The sequence below is a fragment of the uncultured Mobiluncus sp. genome, assembly GCF_902488535.1.
GTDB lineage: Bacteria > Actinomycetota > Actinomycetes > Actinomycetales > Actinomycetaceae > Mobiluncus.
On the sequence record NZ_CABTWO010000027.1, the window covers coordinates 1 to 18,943 of the forward strand.

Consider the following 18,943-nt stretch of genomic DNA (forward strand, 5'->3'; position numbering starts at 1 on the left):
GGCGACTCAGCGAGAGGCTGGGGGGTGAGCGTTTTGCGACAATAGTCGCGCAAAACGCGAGGGGGTACTCCCCCTTCCGCCTCTCGCGAGCGCCCCCGAGCGAGTGCCCCGCACCCAAAACAACAAACAGCCCCCCAATTACTCGAAAACCGAGAATAAAACCTATTTAAACGGCTCGGTGTGCCATATATGGCACACCGAGGCAAATTAATAGGATTTACACCGAAACCAGGGGAAAATTTTGGGGGTAAATTGGCAGGGTGAGACTTTTTGTGGTGCTGACTGCAGCGGGGTCGGGAACTCGACTAGGCTGTAATATGCCCAAAGCGCTGGTTCCCGTAGCGGGTCGCCCGTTGCTGGAGTGGGCTTTACAAGGTCTACCCAGCTGTGATTTTGTGGTTGTCAGCGCCCCGTCAGCGCAGCTCGACCGTTTTCAATCGGTGGTTTCCGGTTATGACGTGCCCGCTGCGGTTGTCCCCGGTGGCTTTTCGCGGCAAGGTTCAGTAGCAGCAGCCCTCCAAACGCTGGTAAACATGGTTGACCCGGTGCAAGACGATGACTTGGTCCTGGTTCATGACGCGGCCCGCCCTTTCACTCCCCTCGCAGTGTTTGACCGCGTGGTTTCAGCTTTACAGAACGGTCATCGGGCCGTTGTTCCCGCCCTGCCTGTCACCGACACAATCAAGGTCATAGCTCCGCGGACCCGTCCCGACGAGCCTGTCGAGGTCGTCACCGCCACCCCGAACCGCGCAACTTTACGTGCTGTACAGACGCCACAGGGCTTTTACCTGCACGAGTTGGCAGCGCTGCACCAGCGTTTTTCCGAACGCTCGCTCGCGGAGTCCACGTCTTTCTCCGATGATGCAGCGCTCTACGAAGCCGCAAACCTGCCAGTCGTGACCGTAGAGGGCGATCGCTTAGCCTACAAAATCACCACACCCGCTGACCTGGCTCTCGCCGAATCCCAGCACTCCCCACACCACTAACATCCCCACCCTTGTGCAACGAACACCCTAGATAACACGAGAAAACTTAACAAATCCCTTACGTAAAACCGGTAGGTTAACAGTAAGGTCATCAAAGGGGAGAGACATGCCAAAACCAGGCGGATTCATCCAAAAACTCACGTGGTGTATGGGGGCGCGATGGCAGCGCGAAGCGCATGAGCCATCGCGGGCCGGGCGCGAAGGCGTCAAAAAACGGTCCGGGGGACCGTTTTAGCCGCAGCTCCTTGAAAGGGAAAACAATGGTAAAAGAAGGCGGATTTCTTCAAAAACTAACCTGGTGCATGTGGGACGCCGGCGGCGCCTCCGTCAACGCGGTCGCGACGACTTTCGTGTTCACGGTTTACTTGACCGGCTCGGCTTTCGGCAACCAAACGGCCTCCTCACAAGCCGTTTCAACCGGCATGACCATCGCGGGGATTATCGTGGCGCTGACCGCCCCCATCACCGGGCAACGCGCGGATCGGCGCGGCAAAGGGACGTTTTGGCTAGGGGTCTTTTCGGTAATCATCATCGCTTGCCTGGCGGCGATGTTCTTTGTGGCGCCGCACCCGAACTTCCTGTGGCTGGGCGTGGGACTGCTGGCGCTGATGACCATGTTCTTCGAGTTCGCCACCGTAAACTACTACGCCATGCTGACCCGGATTTCCAACGCCGACAACATCGGAAAAATCAGCGGTATCGGCTGGGCCAGCGGGTATTTCGGCGGAATCGTCCTGTTGATGTTCCTGAACTTCGGGTTCATCTCGGAAAATAACTTCACCGGCTTGGATACTTCAAACGGCATGGGGGTGCGAGTCGCGATGCTGGTCGCGGCCGCGTGGTCGCTGATTTTCTTTGTGCCGGTGCTGTTTACCGTGCGCGGGCGGGTCGTGCCGGGCAGCGAAAACCTGCCTCACGAATCCATTTTCACCTCCTACAAAAAGCTGTTCCAAACCATCGCCTGGCTGTTTCGCAGCGCCCCGAACGTGCTGTACTTCCTGATTGCCTCCGCGATTTTCCGCGATGGACTGTCCGGCGTCTTTACCTTCGGCGGCATCATCGCCGCGGTGACCTTCGGTTTCTCTCCGGGGGAAGTCATTATTTTCGCGGTCGTCGCCAACGTCGCGGCCGGCATCGCCACGTCGCTGATGGGTTTCTTTGACGACAAAATCGGCCCCAAGAAGGTCATGATTTTCTCCCTCATCATGCTGGTAGCCTGCTGTTTGGGAGTTTTCGCCCTGCACGCCCAAGGCAAAATCATCATGTGGACGATTGGGCTGTTCATGACCTTGTGGGTCGGTCCGGCCCAGTCGGCGTCCCGTTCTTTCCTGGCGCGGCGCATTCCCGAGGGTCACGAGGGCGAGGTGTTCGGGCTCTACCAGACGACGGGTCGCTCGGTGACGTGGCTAGCTCCCCTGATGTTTACCCTGTTCATCAGCCTGGGCCAGCACTTCACCCCGTTCATCCCGCCCGCTTTGCTGTCTGTGACGACGGGTCCGGGCGGCCCGATGATGGCGATTCACGCGCAGGCTCAGTACTGGGGCATCCTCGGGATTGGCCTGGTGCTGCTGGTGGGGTTGCTGATGCTGCTGCCGGTGCGAGAGGATCACATGGTTCTGCGGCGGGCGACCGAGGCCGCACCTCACGATTCCGCTTCTGACGCAGTTTCGGGCGACCCCACAAGTCTTGAGGGGGACGTTTCCGTGACGGTTTCGCCCTCCGGTCCCGGCCAGCCGGTCGAACTCCCGGCGGAAACGCCAACGGAGGACTTCTCACCTGAAACTCCCCCGCCCAGTGCGCCAGACCCCACGCAAACCCTCGGAGGTGCCCAATGAAACGCAAGTTTTTCTCCATGATTGCCGCGGCCGGCCTGGTGACGTTGAGCCTGACCGGGTGTGCCTCAGATCAAAGTAAAGTCGACGCGAAACCGGCGCCCGGTTCTCCTGACATCGGCGCGACGGCCGCCATTTTCGCCGACCTGAAACTGGCGGGGCACTCGCTCACGCCGTTCAACGAGGACGAATCCACCCAGCTGCGCCAACAGGTTGACCTGGCTGGGGACCAGGTGCGCGACCTGAAAAACCCGGCGGACCTGAAGTTTGAGCCCGCCGGCTCCGGCTGCCAAGCCATGATGCGCAATTCTTTCAACCTTCCCCTGCTGCATTGGCCCTCACTGGCAGCCCAAGCGCCTGACGGACAGGCCGCAGCCCAGGTGTTTCTGGCCCCTTCCGTCCAGGACGTGCGGTCGATGATTGACGACCTCAACACCATGGTCAGGAACTGCGAGGAAGTGACGGTGAGCGCCCCGACCGGCACCGTTAAGATGACCCTCAAAGCGAACGACCCCGTGTCCTCTTGTCCGAACGGATACCGCCAAACCGTGACAAGCAACCAGGTCAGCCAAACTTTGGACGTGTGTTACGTCCCACATGACAACGCGGTTTTGGCGCTGTCCCTGGTGGATTCCACGGATACCGCTCAGGGCATAGCGCAGGATTTCTCGGATTTTTCGTCGCGTTTCTACGCGCGGCTGGCCCCGCTGTACACCGAGTAGTCCCGGAGTCGCACCCGCCCCAACCACGTTACCCGGCACCCGCAGCCCGTCTCAACGGCGTTGCCCGATGAGCGCGGTTGCGCGACTGAGGAATATACTGACCGTATGTCGTCAGTCCGCAAATCTAAGGCTCCTGGTCCCCGCCAGCCCGACAGTATCGTCGCTTCTCCCGACCCTGCCATGATTGATGCCGCCCGCACCGAACCGGGCGGGATTCCAGTTCCGGTCGAAGATTTGCCCCTGACCGCGCTGCGCCCTGCCGCCCAAGCGGCTTTCACCGGCTACACCAGTCACGACCCGGAATACCGCCGCATCAAGTTTGCCCTGTTCGTAGCTGGTTTCGTGACTTTCGCACAGATTTATGAGGTGCAGGTGCTGCTGCCGGACATCTCGAAGTTTTTCTCAATCCCCCCGGTCACAGCCTCGCTGGCGCTGTCGCTGACGACCCTGGCGTTGGCCATCTCGATGTTCTTTATCGGGCCGTCCTCGGAGCGTTTGGGGCGCCGCCCGATTATTTTGATTTCCCTGTTCGTGGCTTCCCTCCTGGGTATTATCCTGGGCTTTACCCCGAACTGGGGGTTTTTGATGGTGGGGCGTTTTGTACAAGGCATGGCGTTGGCGGGTTTGCCCGCGGTGGCTACGGCTTACCTGGCCGAGGAAATCTGTCCGGCTGAGCTGCCCAAAGCTGCCGGTTCCTACGTGGCCGGCACCGCGATTGGCGGTATGCTGGGCCGGATTATTTCCGGGTTTCTGTCTCACCTGGTGGGATGGGACATGACCATCACTATTCTGGGTTGCATCGGCGTGGTCGGCACGGTGCTGGTGTGGCTGCTTTTGCCCAAGCAAGAGGGTTTCTCTAAGGCCGAGCCGGGGTTGAAAGCCCTGTTGCAACACACCAAGGACGTGCTAACTGAACCCGGTTTGGTGCTGCTGTTCGTCATTGCCGGCACCGCGTTAGGCGCTTATCAAAGCATCCTCAACATGATGCCCTACCGTTTGACCGGCGCGCCGTACTTCATGGCGACCTGGATTGTTTCCCTGATTTTCCTGGTCAACCTGTTCGGTTCGGTCGCGGCTTCCGCGGCGGGCAGCCTGGCTTCGCGTTTTGGACGGCGCGCCGTCGTCCCGCTCGCCGGCATCATCTATTTGGTGGGGATTTTGATGACTTTGGCAAGGCCGTTGTGGGCGATTTTTGCGGGGCTCATCGTGTTTACCATCGGGTTTTTTGCGGTTCATTCCGTAGCGACCGGCTGGGTCACGGCTCGGGCGGTGTCCGGGGTGGGGGCCACCGGCCAGGCTTCGTCAGCCTACTCGATTGTTTACTATGCCGGCGGCTCGATTTTCGGCACCCTAGCTGGTTTTGGCTGGACCGCCCTAGGTTGGCTAGGAGTGGTGGCGATTTCTGGTTCCCTGGCAGTCGTGGTCATCATCCTGGCTTTGATTTTGCGCCACATCAAGCCACTGTCTGCCTCCGGGTACTGAGCTGAGAGTTCCGCAATTCTGCAGCGCTTCTGGGGTTTCTCACCATCAAGTTACACGTGGGTGTGCCCGATAAAATGCAGCATCTGGTGCGCGGCAGTGTCTTTCAGGGTGTAGCGCATCAAGCGCCCGTCACGATCGGCGCTAACCCAGCCTTCATCACGCAAGACCCGCAGCGCTTGTGAGGCTGCCGTCTGGGTAATACCCGCCGCGTTAGCTAAATCCTGTACGCAAGAACCGGGATAAATATGCATATAAGACAGCAGCTTCAGCCGGGTTAAATCGGCTAGCAATTCGAAGCGAGGTGCCCAGATGGTAGCAATCTCATCGATGTCTACCGGCTGCATTGGGGGGTGTGCCTGCCGGCCGTGGCGGGTCTGGTCTTCGTCGTAAGCTCCATCGGGTTCATGAGGTGTTCCGGTTTCGCGGGGCATCAGCTCCGTATCCGCCGCGCACCGACATCCCGCACCGGTTCCATGTGGATGGGTCAAGGCTTCGCGCAGGGCACGAATCTCGGCGGCAGGCAGCTGGCTCATGAATCTTTCCTTCCTAACACCTTTTCAATTGTGACATTATTCGCCTGATTTTGGCTCGTTATCTCTGGATTTCTCACCGTCAGGAGAATTGCCCCGCTACTAACCGCATGATAATATCTTTGCGAACTGACATATGTCTATGTAGACATTATTAACCCTGCGCGAAAGCAATACGTTACACACAAGGAGCAGCTATGTCCCACCCCTGCCACCCTGGCAAATTCAGCATAAAAACCCTAGCGGTCAGCGGCGCCGCCGTGGCGTTAGCTTTGAGTCTTACCGCTTGTCAAGGGGGCTCCTCCGCGAAAAACCCCGCCGCTGACACCGACAAAGTCACGGCCGCCGATGAAATCACTCTGGCGGACGCTTATGAATTGGGAGGATACAACCCCACTAACGGCTACGCAGCACTCGGTGTATCCCCCATATATGAAGGCTTGTTGGGTTTGGAAAGCAAAGACCCTCATAAATTGCCGGAGCTGCGTCCGGTCTTGGCGACTACGTTGCCGACCTCTAACGCAGATAAAACCGAGTGGACCGTGGAAGTCCGTGACGGGGTAAAATTCTCAGACGGCAGCGACTTCGACGCCCAAGACGTGGTGGCTAACTACAAAGAAGCTATGAATCCCGCCACAGCCTCGGAAATCGGAGCTTCTTTCGATATGGTTGATCAGATTAACGCAGACGGGAATAAGGTCACTTTCAAACTAAAGTACCCTTACCCCGATTTCCCCTCTCGATTGTTGCTGGGACTGGCACCTGGTGAATATATGAAAGGTGGACTGGCGAGTGAATCTCCGCTGAACACCAAGCCAGTGGGCACCGGACCGTACGTCCTCGAAACGCTTGACAGCCAGAAAGCCGTGTGGATAGCGAACCCTAAATACTGGGGTAAGGCTCCGCAAGTCAAGAAGCTGACGACGGTGTATGTTCCCGATGACGCAGCTCGCGTGGCCCGGATTCGCACCAAGGAATTCGACGGGTCGATTATCCCCCCGGCTTTGGCAAACAGCCTGAAAGACCTCCCAGACTACCAGGTAGTATATGCGGATTCCGCAGACTGGCGCGGAATCAGCTTCCCCGGTAACAATGCGTTTTGTGCCGACCTGCAGGCTCGGATAGCCATGAATGAAGCCGTGAACCGTCCAGAAATCATCAAAAAAGTACTGTTTGGGGCGGGCAAACCAGCATACACTCCAGTTTCTGGGGTTTACGAGGCTTACGTCCCGGAAGCACAGTTTAAGTTTGACCTGGAGGGCGCCAAGAAGCGCCTGGATCAGGCCGGCTGGAAAGTCGGTGCGGACGGGATTCGCGAAAAAGACGGCCAGCGTGCCGCTTTCACCCTGGCTTACACCTCCAATGACACAGTGCGCCGTGACCTTTCGGTGGCTTTCGCCGCCGCCATGAAACCACTGGGCGTAGACGTGAAACTGGAAGGAACGACTTGGGATGCGTTGGATGGACGCCTGGACAAAGTCGGTATCTTGTTGGGCGGCGGCGACAAGCCGTACTCCATCGACACCCAGGTGTACTCGATTCTGCACACCCGCGAAGCAAACACCTCGCAGTACGATAACCCCGGCAACTACGGCTCTCCGGAAATGGATAAAATCTTGGAGCAGGCACGCAAATCCGGAGATGAATCCGAACGCGTGAAGCTATACCAGCAAGCCCAAAAGCAGTATTTGGAAGCCCCAAACCACGTGTTCCTGGCATTCTTGCAACACACCTATGTCACCCGTGATGCCGGTTGGAAGACCGGGAATCTGACGGTAGAGCCGCACTCCCATGGCGTGAATTGGGGTCCGTGGTGGAACTTAGGGCAATGGGAGAAATAAGAACCGGAATAACTCTGCGCCAGGCGCGTCGCCACGAGCGACGCCACCAGGTGTGGAATTTGGTGCGCAACCGCCTGTTGGTGTTGCCGGTGCTGCTGGTGGCGATTTCAGTAGGTGTTTTCCTGCTCGCCGCCGTATCACCCTTGAACCCGCTGGTGGCGTACTTGGGGGATCGCTATCAGTTCCTCAGCGCCACCCAGCAGGAATCCATCGCGAAGGCACTTAATTTGGATCAATCCTGGCACGGAGCCTGGTTGGCTTGGGCCAGCGATCTGATTCATGGCAATTTGGGGTATTCGCGCACCTATAATCAGCCCGTCGTGCAAGTCTTGGCAGAACGCTGCGAAGCCACCCTGGCGCTATCGGGTGTGGGCCTGGTTCTGGCTTTCGTGCTGAGTATCGTATTGGGGATACTCGGGCTGCGGTGGAACTGGCTGGGACGCGTATTCCAAGCTCTCATGCTGTTTGTCCAAGCCATCCCCCCGTTCGTGTTGGCTTTGGGAGCTGTGTTATTCCTGGCTTTGGGAACCGGATGGTTCCCCGCTGGGGGGCGCACAGGTCCAGATGCCACCTCGGCATGGGAGTGGTCGTATCTGATTTTGCCTGCCAGCGTGTTGGCGTTAACCCAAATGCCGTGGATGCTGTTGACCTTGTGGGAACGCGCCCAAGAGAATCTCCATTCCGACTGGTGGAAAGCCGGGATTCAACGCGGGATTCCGCAAAGCACCTTAATCCGCCGTTCTGTCCTGCCGCTGTCACTAGCCCCCACCATCACCATGGTGGGCATGCGCCTGCCGGAGCTGATTGTCGGCGCGGTGCTGGTCGAGGAAGTCTTTTCTTGGGGTGGACTGGCGGCCGCGCTGGTAGCTTCCGCAAAGGGACTGGATTTACCGCTACTAACTTTCCTGACTTTGGCATCGGCGGCGCTGGTAATTATCGGCAATCTGGTCGCCGATGTTTTGTATCTCTATTTCGATCCACGGGTGCGATATGACTCTTAAGTTGACCTCCCCTTCTGCGCTGCGAAAGGCATTTAGCCCCAGTCGGCTGGCTTTCTATGCCCTGGTGTTGTTGCTGCTCTACGCCGCAATCTTGCCGTTTTTTGCCGGCACGGATTTGCACGAGGCGGATCTGTCACAAGCACGGTTGGCGCCCAGTGCCACACATTGGTTCGGCACTGACTTGGCGGGGCATGATTTGTTGGTGCGCGTGGCTTTGGGGCTGCGGGTCAGCATTTTCGTGGCGGCAGTCTGTGCCGTGGTTTCCACAGTAATTGGGGTACTCATCGGAGCCGTGGCAGCCTCCTGGGGTGGAAAAGTCGACTCGTTACTGATGCGTTTTACCGACACGATTAACGCGTTGCCCCAACTACTTCTGGGCATTGCGATTGTGGCGTTTTACCCCGGTTCTCTCGTCGCGATTATCGCTTCGATTGCCTTGGTGCACTGGTCGCCGGTAGCGCGTATTGTGCGTTCGATTGCACTATCCACACGTGAATTGGAATATGTAGAGGCCGCGTATCTGGCGGGCGCGAGCCACTGGCAAGTGGCGCGCAAACACCTGCTACCTTCGGTATTCGGTCAGGTGAAAGTCAGTGTCGTGCTGCTGTTCCCCCACGCGATTTGGCACGAATCTACCCTGTCTTTCCTGGGTCTGGGGATTTCTCCCGACCAGCCTTCGCTGGGCACCCTGCTAGAGGTGGCGCGCACGGAAATCCTGATTGGCTGCTGGTGGGAACTGGTGTTTCCGGCAGGCGCCTTGGTTTCGTTGACCCTGCTCATTTTCGGATGGGCATCGGGTTTGGGCAAGACTTCGCGCGGAGCAGCCGTAGAGGCAGATTCTGCACAGTCCGACACCTTGGTGGGGGATTTGAGTGTTGCCGCCAGTGGCGTTGCCCCGTGTGTGCATGAGGCTCCAGCCGGGGAACCAGACGAAAATACCGCCCCACCCGCCTTGGAATTCCGGGATTTGAGCGTGACGGTTCCCTGCTCTGGCTGGATTTCTGACCAGCGTCACGAAGCCCCGACTGACAGCACCGCCGCAACGCTAACATCGACATCCAATTCCCCCACGGAACGCGACCTGGTTTTGGAAGACCACGTGAACCTGCAGGTCAGACCCGGCGAATTGCACGTGCTGCTGGGACAATCCGGAGCGGGGAAATCGATTCTGGCAAAAACCGCCACCGGGATGTTACCCGGAAAGATGCAGGTCAGCGGCCAAGTCAGCGTCAGCGGGATAACCCTGTATGGCAAAAACTGCCCCTGGCAGGCGGTTCGTGGGCGTCTCATCGCGGTCGCGTCCCAATCCAGCGCCACAGCTTTTGCACCGAACCGTACCATTGGCGACCAGCTGGAAGAATCCGTCAAGTTACTCGGGCGCCGGGACAGGGCAGAGATGCTTTCCGGGGAGACCTCCGCAGGCCCCACGACCGTGACCGAATTGTGCGAAATGACGGGCTTTCCCACGGACTCCCTCGCGGCTTATCCGCACGAGTTGTCCGGCGGTATGTTGACCAGGGCAAACTTGGCGCTGGCTTTGGCGGGGAACCCCGCAGTTTTGATTGCAGATGAAGTCACCGCGGGATTGGACGAAACACGCCGCGACCAGATTTGGCAGCTGTTGCGAAAGTTAGCAGACCGGGGGCTGGCAGTGTTAACCATCACCCACGATTTGGCGTTGTTGCTGGATTTTCCTCTGGCAGATCAGGTGACAGTGTTGGGTCACGGTCAGGTGTTGGAGCAAGGCACGGCAACGCAGGTGTTAGATACGCCACTGCATCCTTATACGCGGGAACTACTAGCAGCTTTGCCGCGCAACATGGCACGAAACGGGACCGATGCATCAGCGCTGCACCCCGCTTCTGACCACGAGAACCAACCTCGACTGACACCCGACGTAACCCACGAAACCGTATTGGAAGTGCGCGAACTTACCGTCGGATATCACGGAGTCCCGGTGGTGAAAGGCTTTAACCTCAGCCTGCACCGCGGCGAAACCGTGGGGTGGTTCGGAGACTCTGGTTGTGGCAAAACCACTACCGCCAGGGCGATTGCCGGACGCCTCACACCCTTGACAGGCCAGATTCGCTGGTGTGAATCAGGGGAAACGGCCATACCTCCAGGCAACAGCCCCGCCACCAAACAGCGCCCACGTGCGGCAGTGCAACCTGGAGTGGCGATGCTGTTCCAGTCACCTCGGCGCTCCGTGAATCCGCGGTGGACGCTGGCACAAATCATTGAGGAGCCGTTAATTTACGCGGATGTTCCGCCCGATGTGCGACGCAAGCAAAGCGCAAAAATCTGCGAGGAACTGGGAATTCCCTCTGAGTTCAGGCGGCGCTTCCCGGTGGAGGTCTCAGAGGGTCAACTGCAGCGCGTTGCCTTGGCCAGATGTTTATTGACCAATCCCACGGTGCTGATTTGTGACGAGGCCACTGCCATGCTGGACACTTTCAGTACCGCTAGCCTGGTGCGGGCGATTCAGAGACGCTCGGCACAGGGGCTCGCGGTTATAGCGATTAGCCACGACCAGGAACTTCTAGATTACTGGGCTGATTGTAGCCTTGACCTGGACTAATCTGCGCCCCGTTGCGACATTAATTCCCTGTTTCGCCACCTCCCGCAGCCCTGCAGCGTCGCGAAGCCACTCAAACACCGACCCGACGGCACAAACTCTAAACACCTGTGGATGCGCCCCAGAAAAATCCCCTTAATCACCGTCCAAATTCAGGGGTTCAGTACATTGACCTGCCAGATAAACCAGTTCCCTTTTCGACCTATAGGATAGAAACATGGAACAGAAACTCAGCGTGGGCGAGGTCGCCCCGGACTTTACAATCGAAACTACCGAAGGAACCTTCCACCTGGCCGAGGCCCGTCAGGCCGCACAAGCCGGGGTGGTCGTGTACTTTTACCCCCGCGCGATGACCCCGGGCTGCACCACGGAGGCTTGTGACTTCCGCGACTCCCTAAACTCCCTGAAATCCGCGGGATACACGGTCATCGGGATTAGCCCGGATAAAATGCCCGCCCTGGAAAAGTTCCGCGACAAACAGACTCTGAACTTTGCCTTAGGCTCCGACCCGGAGCATAAAGTCTTGTCGGACTACGGTGTGTGGCAGGTGAAACCCCTAACGAAAAAGCCCGGGGTAGTGCGCTCCACGTTCGTGGTCGGCCCCGACGGCACGCTGATTTCCGCGAGATACAACGTGCGCGCCACCGGGCATGTCGCCCGTCTGCGCAAAGAACTCGGACTGGACTAAATCACCGTTCGTCGGGGTCGCTATTAGGGTTTTCGCCGGTTTCGTCAGAAGGGCCGTCGTTGGGGTTTTCACCAGGGTTTTCATTAGGGTCCTCGGTCGGCTCCGATTCGGGACCGCAATAGCCGGGGTCTACGGGATAGACGGTGTGCAGCGGGCTTGGCCCGCAGTCGTAGTGGCGTTCCCGAGGGCCTTCCATCAGCAGGAACGGCCACTGACGCTGCCAGGAAAACCGCAGCTGCCAAGCAAACAGCGCCCAGATAAAAACCGCCATCGCCGCCCCCATACAGGCCAGCGCCCCCAAACCGATGCTCCAGCGGGCTCCGAAAGTTTCTCCGACCCAGCCCACCAGCGGGGACCCGATAGGCGTGGCACCCAGGTTGAACACGAAGTAAATCGAGAGGACCCGCCCTCGTAAACTTTCGGGCGTAGACGTTTGAATCAAGGCGTTTGCCGCGGTCAACAGGGTAATCATAAAGAACCCAGCGGGTATGGACATGACCGCAAAAGCCCCATAGTTCGGGCACAGCGCCAACAGCGCCTCGGCCAATCCAAAAAAGAAAACCCCGGAAATGACCATCGCGAAACGCGGGTGAGCGCGCCGCGCCGCCAGCAGCGCGCCCGACAGAGAACCGATAGCCAGCATCGTCCCCAGCAAACCGTACTCGCCCGGCCCTTTGGCATAAACATCGGTGGCCATAAAAGCCTGGGTCATCTGCAGGTTGAACCCGAAAGCGCCAGTCAGGGTGATCAGGAAGATGATGGCTTTCAAATCGGAGCGGGATTGCACGTAAGCGAAACCCTCCCGAATCATGCCGCGGCGCCGCTCCCCTCGCTTGACCGCAAAGAAATTTTCCCGGCGCATCAGCGCCAGAGTCACCACCGGAATCACGAAAATCGCCGTGTTGATGACGAACACCCAGCCCGGTCCCAGCACCGCAATGAGCACCCCCGCCAAGGCGGGACCAATGAGGCGGGCAATGTTGAAAGCCATCGAGTTCAGACCCACCGCGTTGGGCAGGCAGTCCGCCGGGACCAGCTCCGAGATGAAAGTTTGCCGCTGCGAAATCGCCAGGGCATCAAAAATGCCGGTCACGAACGCGATGAGGTAAATCTCAAACAGCTGAGCTGAGCCGGTCAGCAGCAGCACCCCCAGAATCAGCCCCAGCAGGGCCACCCCGGACTGGGTAATCTGGAGCATTCGGCGCCGATCCATCCAATCCGCCAACGCCCCGCCAAAGAAACCGAAAATCAGCTGGGGCAGGAACTGCAGGGCGGTGGTCATCCCGACCGCAAACGCATCATTGTTGGTCAATACGACCAGGACCACCCAAATCTGAGCGACGCGCTGCATCCACATCGCGGTCGCCGCAAACAGATTCGAGACAAACCACAGCCGAAAGTTTGCGAACCGCATTGAATAGAAAGTTTTACTGGCCAAGCGGCTCATCTTCTTTCGATTCCACAGGTTCCCCTAAGAGTGGTCCCGCTGTTGGGGGTCTAGACCAGCAGGTTTTCGCTTACTTTTTCGTAGTTTTTGCAGTCGTTTTCCGAGTAGTTTTTTTCGCCGTAGTTTTGCGAGCCGGAGCTTTGCGTTTCTTGGTGGGCCCTTTGGCGCGTTTTATGGCCAAGAGTTCAAACGCCGCACTTTCGGTCAACGTAGCGGGATCGGTGCCGCGCGGCACGGTCGCGTTCGTGGTTCCGTCCGTCACATAAGGTCCGTACCGGCCGTTCTTAAGGGTGACTTTCTGGCCCGTTTCGGGGTCCTCACCGAACTCCATCATCACGGTTTGTGACGTCGCCGCCCGTCCGCGAGTTTTCGGCGCCGCCAGCAACGCCAAAGCCTGCTCGGTCGTCAACGTGAACAGCTGTTCCTCACTTTCCAGCGAACGCGTGTCGGTGCCGCGCTTGATGTACGGACCGTAACGCCCGTTAGACGCCACAATGTCCACACCCTCGCCGTCCTGACCGACCGTGCGCGGCAGGCTCAACAGCTGCAGGGCGTCCTCCAGGGTAATCGTGTCCGGGGACTGGGTTTTCAGCAGGGAGGCCGTCCGGTTCTTGGGTTTCTTTTTCGTAGTCTTCTTTGCTTTGGTATCGCTCTCCGGTGTGGCTTCCGGTTCCGGAGCCAGTTCCTCCACGTAGGGCCCAAACCTGCCGTTCTTGACGACAATCTCGAGGCCGGTTTCGGGGTGAACCCCCACCACCCGGTCGCCTTGGGCACCTTTTTCCAACAGTTCCCGCGCCATTTCCAGGGTCAGCTCATCGGGAGCCACCGTGTCAGGCACCGCCGCGCGTTCCTCGCCGCGCTGCAGGTAGGGGCCGTAACGTCCCACGCGCAGGGCGATTCCCTCGCCGAGCTCCACCGTGTTCAGGGCGGCGGCGTCAATGTCTCCCAGTTCCGCCACCGCGCGCTGCAACCCTAATCCTTGCAGGTCAGAGCCTTTACCGTGACCGTACCAAAAGTCTTTCAACCACTGGGTACGGTCGGCTTTCCCGGCCGCGATTTTATCCAAATCGGCTTCCATATCGGCCGTGAAGTCGTAATCAATGAGCCCGGGCAGATTATCTTCCAGCAGCTTCACCACGGAAAACGCCAGCCAGGAGGGCACCAGGGCCTGTCCGCGGCGATACACATACTGCCGATCCACAATGGTGGAAATGGTGGAAGCATAGGTCGAGGGTCGCCCGATCTCGCGTTCTTCCATCGCTTTGACCAGCGACGCGTCCGTGTAGCGAGCGGGCGGAGTCGTGAAATGCTGGCGCTCCTGCCCGGAATCCAAGTGGTCGAGACACAGCCGATCCGCGGCTTGCATCCGTGGCAGCCTCGCCTCACCGGTCTTGCCCCCGCCGGGAGTGGCCGCGGGCTCATCACCCTCATCCCGACCCTCTTCGTAAGCGGCGAGGAAACCAGGATTTTCAATCACCGTCCCGGATGCCCCGAACTCGGCGTGAACCGAGCCGTCAGCGGGAACAGCCGCAATCTTTACCGACACGGTAGTGCCGGTGGCATCGTTCATCTGGCAAGCCAGGGTGCGCCGGAAGATGAGGTTGTACAGTTTCCATTCGCGCGGATTGAGTTTGCCCTCCAGGCTCGATGGCAGTTGGAACTGTTCTCCCGCGGGGCGGATGGCTTCGTGAGCCTCCTGGGCCCCTTTCGTTTTCGTCTCATAGATGCGGGGTTTGGCGGGCACCGCATCATTGCCGAACCGGCGTTTCGCTAGAGATCGAGCCGCAGAAATAGCCTGTTCAGACAGGTTAACCGAGTCGGTACGCATATAGGTGATGTAGCCGTTTTCATACAGGGACTGCGCCACGCGCATCGTGTCGCGCGAATTCAACCGCAGTTTCCGGGACGCCTCTTGCTGCAGAGAAGACGTCGTGAAAGGGGCGGGAGGACGGCGCCGGTAAGGCTTGGACTCTACGTCAGCAACCGACCAGGTCGCACCCGTGCTGATGGCATCCGCTAGCGTCCGCGCCGCCGCACCGTCCAGCGCAAACACCCCGGCCTTTTGCGCCGCGGCCTTGAGCTTTCCGTGCTCGTCAAAGTCTTTGCCAGTCGCGATACGTTTGCCGTCCACTTCCCGCAAGGTGGCGGAAAACTCGGTGCCACCCGCCTCGGGAGTCAGCCACGCCACCAAATCCCAGTATTCAGCAGCCGTAAAACTCATCCTGTCGCGTTCCCGGTCGACAACCATGCGGGTCGCCACCGACTGCACTCGTCCGGCCGACAAGCCGGTACGAATCTTGCGCCACAGCAGAGGGGAGACTTCGTACCCGACCAAGCGGTCGAGAATACGGCGGGTCTCTTGGGCGTTGACCAGGTCAGTGTCCAGCTCGCGCGGGTGGCTCAGGGCGTAGTCGATAGCGTCTTTGGTAATCTCGTGAAACACCATGCGTTTCACGGGGACTTTCGGTTTCAGCACCTCCATCAGGTGCCAGGCAATAGCCTCCCCCTCGCGGTCCTCATCAGTGGCCAGCAACAGTTCGTCAGCCTCTTTCAACCGGGCTTTCAACTCGCTGACTTTCTTTTTCTTATCCCCGTCAACCACGTAATATGGCTCGAAGTCGTGATCCAGGTCAACCGCGAACTTCGCGTAGCCAGTCTTTTTCAACGTGGCGGGAAGGTCAGACGGCTGAGCGAGGTCACGAATGTGACCCACCGATGCCTCCACGTCAAAGTCGTCACCGAGGAACCTCCCAATGGTTCGAGCTTTCGCCGGAGACTCGACAATCACGAGTTTTTGGTTTTCTTCAGCCACTAAGTCTTACTCCTTTTAAATGCGCAAAAATGAGTTTACTGTCTGAAAGATACCTCGAATTCCCCGATTGGGTAAAATTCTAGGGTTTTCAGGCGGTCTTTGCCACCCTCGGCATTGTCAGGTCTAACCGCCCCGCCCTCCTGTGATTTATGTCACACCCGCGTCCTCGCCGTCGCGCCCACCCGACCTTTGGCACTGTCGGCCACTGGGAAAACCCAAGGTAGGCCGGACGCAAAGAGGAAAACCGCCGCGACAACCGGCTGCTGAGCCCGCCTGGAAAAAGTCGGGATATAAAATTCTTATTCATGACTTGCGCCGGTCGATACGATTAAAAGGGACAAGTGTGCCCAAATCACCTGGTCTTTTAGCATTAAGGGCTGGGCGTTACCGTTTTTCGCGAGGGGAGGGACTGCAAGATGCGCCGTGCGTTAGACACGAAACTGACACCGTTTCTGGGATTCATCTCGATAGTCTGTATCCTCGCGGCGTGCCTGTTCGAATCTCCTCCTCTGCAGGGCGGCGGGAAGTATGGCGCGGCGAAAGTTCCCAACCGCGTCCATTCGGCCGAACTGCACCAGCCGGCGGCGCCGGACGACAACATCATCGACACGACTTCAAAATCCGAAGTTCGCCGCGCCTACCTGGCCCATTACGAGAAAAACATGATTCGCCCCGCCATGAGTGTCGGGGTGGACTTGGAAAACTGCCTCCCCGGTCAAGCCGTGACGGACGGGATTCGCCCCATCATGGAGGCCTGGAATTTTATGCGCGGTCTCAACGGTTTGAATGCGGTGTCGCTGGATACCTCCGGGGCTATCGCTCCCTATACTCAAGCCGCCGCGATGGTCAGCGCCCGCAATGGCAAACTGTCGCACTATCCGGCGGTAGAGGGTTTTGCCTGTGCTACCGACGATGCGGTGCGCGGAGCTAGGCATTCCAACCTGGCCCAATCCATCTCACAGACTTCGGCGGAAACCGCCCTGTGGTATTACATGGATTATTCCAATCAATCCAACCCCACCAATGACCAGCTTGGACACCGCCTGTTTATGATGGATCCGCAGTTGTCCCTGACTTCTATCGGGGCCGCGGCAGGCTATACCGCTATCTCGGTTCGTACCGGCGAACCGTATCCGGGACTGCCCGCCGAAGCCATGCATAATCCCCAAGCCCCCTCCCCGGAATGGATGAGCTGGCCGTCGGCCGGGTTCTTTCCCAAGCAGCTGCTGACCTCAGTTGGGGAAACCAACTCGGGGATGGATCTGGAACGTTGGAGTTTCTCGGTGCTGAACGCGGACCTTTCCTCCGCGAAAGCCAGCATTATCGACCCGACCGGGCACTCGGTTCCGCTCACCACCATTCACCCCGGCGAAAAGGGGGTCACGTTCACGCCTCGTGCCATCGCGGACTACTCCACCCTGCTGATGAAGTTCCCCACGATTGAACGAAAGCCTGTCGGCCAGGAAAACCTGGTGTACAAAGTCAAGATTGACGGGGTAAAAAACGCACCGAAGAGCACCTATGAATATCAGGTGGCGCTGTTCGACCCACTGACCCCCCTGGAAAAAACCGCGCCTCAGATTCAGCTGATGGAACAACCCCTCACCGGTGTGGGATACAAGCTGGTCAACCCCATCCGAATGCAAGTCTCGGCTTGGCCGGTGCCGAAATATCAGTGGCAAGAACGCGACCATGCCGGAGCCTGGAGGGATATCCCCGATGCGACCCAGGAAACTTTCACTCCCGAGGGTATCTGGACTTGGAACCGATCCAAGAACACCGAATATCGCCTGATGGCGACCTCTTCGGAAGGAACCGCCACTTCTGAACCGGTACGGGTAGCGGTGCAAGGTCTAAAGAATATGCCGACCAGCGCAAAAGCCCCGGTGGGGTCGCGTGTCTCGTTTGAGGCGTCACCCATCATGGATCCTGACGGCTCCCTGTTCGACACGACCTATGAGTGGCAGGTGAAACGCGCCGGAATCTGGCAGCGAATCTTCGACGACGGGCATTTTGAAGACACCACCACCAACCGCCTGTCTATCAGTCGGGTTACCCCTGCTGACCAGGGTCTTGCGTTCCGTTTGGTGGTTCGCTCCAAGATTTTCAAACTGTCCGGCTACGACGTGGTGGTTTCCTGGTCGGACGGCAACGCCAAACTCACGGTTTACTAATTTTTACTTAACATTTCTTTGCTAAGTCTTGACGATTGTATCCTCACCAAATTACTATTTTTTTATTGCTCCGATGAGGTGCAATGGCACAATATTTCGACTTCGGAGAGGACACACGCGATGAGCAAACAATACCGAACACTTCACCGCAGCTGCGCGGGCGCCGTGCTGGCTTTGGCTCTGCTGGGCGTTACGGCTTGTTCACCGGCAACGGAAAATGCTGCCACCGATACGCCTGAGAGTAGTCCTGAAAGCACAGGACATATCTTGCCGGCGGCGCAAGTGAAAGCTATTACCGACGCGGTAAATGCTGACGTCGAGGAAGGGTCGTTTAGGACTTCATCTGGCCCGCGACCGAGCTATCAACTTGATGCCAAGAAACAAAAGACCATTATGAACATCAGGGATGAAGATCAGTCCAAGTGGGAGAAAGGAATCTACCGGTTCCAAGTTTTTTGCATCGGGCAAGGCACTCTGAACGCATCGTTTACGGTTGGCGACCAAACGGAATCTATTTCGGATATGGTTTGCTCCGATGGCGTTACCTCGGAAAATGTCACACTCTCGATTGACGAGGCCAACAATAGCGTGGTGAGCACTGAACCGTCAGACGACTCGAAGAGCGAAATCGCTTATCGAATCGAGAAGTTATAACCATACCTAAATCTATTAAGGCGGGGGGGCCCCCCAAAGCGAGACGCCGCCCCAACAAAAAAAAAATAATTGTCCATGCACACAACAACAATACTCGCCCCTCGGCGTCCCCGCCACCACCCCCGCCCCCCCAGCAGGCTGCGTGCCCCCGCGCAGCCCCCCCCCCTCGCGTGCCTCCCCCCCCCCCCCTGCCACTACC

Annotated in this window: 13 protein-coding genes; 10 read left to right on the forward strand and 3 right to left on the reverse strand. The window is 58.4% G+C overall.

Annotated elements, in window-relative coordinates:
• The first annotated feature begins 260 nt into the window (after positions 1-260).
• The 4 genes from RDL66_RS08310 (at position 261) to RDL66_RS08325 (ending at position 5,022) form a co-directional block, all read left to right on the forward strand.
• Positions 261-986 carry a 2-C-methyl-D-erythritol 4-phosphate cytidylyltransferase gene (locus RDL66_RS08310; RefSeq protein ID WP_308536474.1) on the forward strand — a complete coding sequence of 242 codons (726 nt, stop codon included), beginning with the start codon at positions 261-263 and terminating at the stop codon, positions 984-986.
• 260 nt (positions 987-1,246) lie between these two features.
• Positions 1,247-2,821, forward strand: a complete 1,575-nt coding sequence (locus RDL66_RS08315) for an MFS transporter (RefSeq protein WP_308536476.1) — start codon at positions 1,247-1,249, stop codon at positions 2,819-2,821.
• Positions 2,818-3,540 carry an ABC transporter gene (locus RDL66_RS08320; protein ID WP_308536478.1) on the forward strand — a complete coding sequence of 241 codons (723 nt, stop codon included), beginning with the start codon at positions 2,818-2,820 and terminating at the stop codon, positions 3,538-3,540. Before RDL66_RS08315 ends, RDL66_RS08320 begins: the two co-directional genes overlap by 4 nt.
• A 105-nt stretch (positions 3,541-3,645) precedes the next feature.
• Positions 3,646-5,022 (forward strand): MFS transporter, encoded by a 1,377-nt coding sequence (locus RDL66_RS08325; protein WP_308536479.1) that lies wholly within the window; start codon positions 3,646-3,648, stop codon positions 5,020-5,022.
• A gap of 50 nt (positions 5,023-5,072) precedes the next feature.
• Here RDL66_RS08325 and RDL66_RS08330 read toward each other — a convergent pair whose 3' ends face one another.
• Entirely contained in the window at positions 5,073-5,555 is a 483-nt protein-coding gene (locus RDL66_RS08330; protein ID WP_282922561.1) for a helix-turn-helix transcriptional regulator, read from the reverse strand.
• A gap of 194 nt (positions 5,556-5,749) precedes the next feature.
• Between RDL66_RS08330 and RDL66_RS08335 the strand changes: the two genes are divergently transcribed.
• The 4 genes from RDL66_RS08335 (at position 5,750) to RDL66_RS08350 (ending at position 11,657) form a co-directional block, all read left to right on the forward strand.
• Complete coding sequence (locus RDL66_RS08335; protein WP_308536482.1) at positions 5,750-7,393, forward strand: ABC transporter substrate-binding protein; 1,644 nt, start codon at positions 5,750-5,752, stop codon at positions 7,391-7,393.
• Positions 7,381-8,394 carry an ABC transporter permease gene (locus RDL66_RS08340; RefSeq protein ID WP_308536484.1) on the forward strand — a complete coding sequence of 338 codons (1,014 nt, stop codon included), beginning with the start codon at positions 7,381-7,383 and terminating at the stop codon, positions 8,392-8,394. The genes RDL66_RS08335 and RDL66_RS08340 overlap by 13 nt, the downstream gene beginning before the upstream one ends.
• Positions 8,384-10,972, forward strand: coding sequence for an ATP-binding cassette domain-containing protein (locus RDL66_RS08345; RefSeq protein ID WP_308536486.1), 2,589 nt, complete (start codon positions 8,384-8,386; stop codon positions 10,970-10,972). The genes RDL66_RS08340 and RDL66_RS08345 overlap by 11 nt, the downstream gene beginning before the upstream one ends.
• A gap of 214 nt (positions 10,973-11,186) precedes the next feature.
• A complete protein-coding gene (locus RDL66_RS08350; protein WP_308536488.1) occupies positions 11,187-11,657 on the forward strand; it encodes a peroxiredoxin in 471 nt (156 codons plus the stop codon).
• Position 11,658: 1 nt separating this feature from the next.
• On the opposite strand, the gene RDL66_RS08355 is transcribed toward RDL66_RS08350, so the two are convergent.
• Together RDL66_RS08355 and topA are read right to left on the reverse strand one after the other, a co-directional pair.
• Positions 11,659-13,071, reverse strand: coding sequence for an MFS transporter (locus tag RDL66_RS08355; RefSeq protein WP_308536489.1), 1,413 nt, complete (start codon positions 13,069-13,071; stop codon positions 11,659-11,661).
• A gap of 103 nt (positions 13,072-13,174) precedes the next feature.
• Positions 13,175-15,916, reverse strand: a complete 2,742-nt coding sequence (gene topA, locus RDL66_RS08360) for a type I DNA topoisomerase (protein ID WP_308536490.1) — start codon at positions 15,914-15,916, stop codon at positions 13,175-13,177.
• A 416-nt stretch (positions 15,917-16,332) separates the two neighbouring features.
• Between topA and RDL66_RS08365 the strand changes: the two genes are divergently transcribed.
• Positions 16,333-18,090: a CAP domain-containing protein gene (locus RDL66_RS08365; protein WP_308536491.1), complete on the forward strand. Its 1,758-nt coding sequence runs from the start codon at positions 16,333-16,335 to the stop codon at positions 18,088-18,090.
• A gap of 120 nt (positions 18,091-18,210) precedes the next feature.
• Positions 18,211-18,744, forward strand: coding sequence for a hypothetical protein (locus RDL66_RS08370; RefSeq protein ID WP_308536492.1), 534 nt, complete (start codon positions 18,211-18,213; stop codon positions 18,742-18,744).
• Positions 18,745-18,943: the final 199 nt, after the last annotated feature.

Bases quoted from the DNA above. Each gene is read 5' to 3' on its own strand.
- RDL66_RS08315 (WP_308536476.1), top strand. From the start codon at position 1,247: ATGGTAAAAGAAGGCGGATTTCTTCAAAAACTAACCTGGTGCATGTGG.
- RDL66_RS08320 (WP_308536478.1), top strand. From the start codon at position 2,818: ATGAAACGCAAGTTTTTCTCCATGATTGCCGCGGCCGGCCTGGTGACG.
- RDL66_RS08325 (WP_308536479.1), top strand. From the start codon at position 3,646: ATGTCGTCAGTCCGCAAATCTAAGGCTCCTGGTCCCCGCCAGCCCGAC.
- RDL66_RS08330 (WP_282922561.1), bottom strand. From the start codon at position 5,555: ATGAGCCAGCTGCCTGCCGCCGAGATTCGTGCCCTGCGCGAAGCCTTG.
- RDL66_RS08335 (WP_308536482.1), top strand. From the start codon at position 5,750: ATGTCCCACCCCTGCCACCCTGGCAAATTCAGCATAAAAACCCTAGCG.
- RDL66_RS08340 (WP_308536484.1), top strand. From the start codon at position 7,381: ATGGGAGAAATAAGAACCGGAATAACTCTGCGCCAGGCGCGTCGCCAC.
- RDL66_RS08345 (WP_308536486.1), top strand. From the start codon at position 8,384: ATGACTCTTAAGTTGACCTCCCCTTCTGCGCTGCGAAAGGCATTTAGC.
- RDL66_RS08350 (WP_308536488.1), top strand. From the start codon at position 11,187: ATGGAACAGAAACTCAGCGTGGGCGAGGTCGCCCCGGACTTTACAATC.
- RDL66_RS08355 (WP_308536489.1), bottom strand. From the start codon at position 13,071: ATGCGGTTCGCAAACTTTCGGCTGTGGTTTGTCTCGAATCTGTTTGCG.
- RDL66_RS08365 (WP_308536491.1), top strand. From the start codon at position 16,333: ATGCGCCGTGCGTTAGACACGAAACTGACACCGTTTCTGGGATTCATC.
- RDL66_RS08370 (WP_308536492.1), top strand. From the start codon at position 18,211: ATGAGCAAACAATACCGAACACTTCACCGCAGCTGCGCGGGCGCCGTG.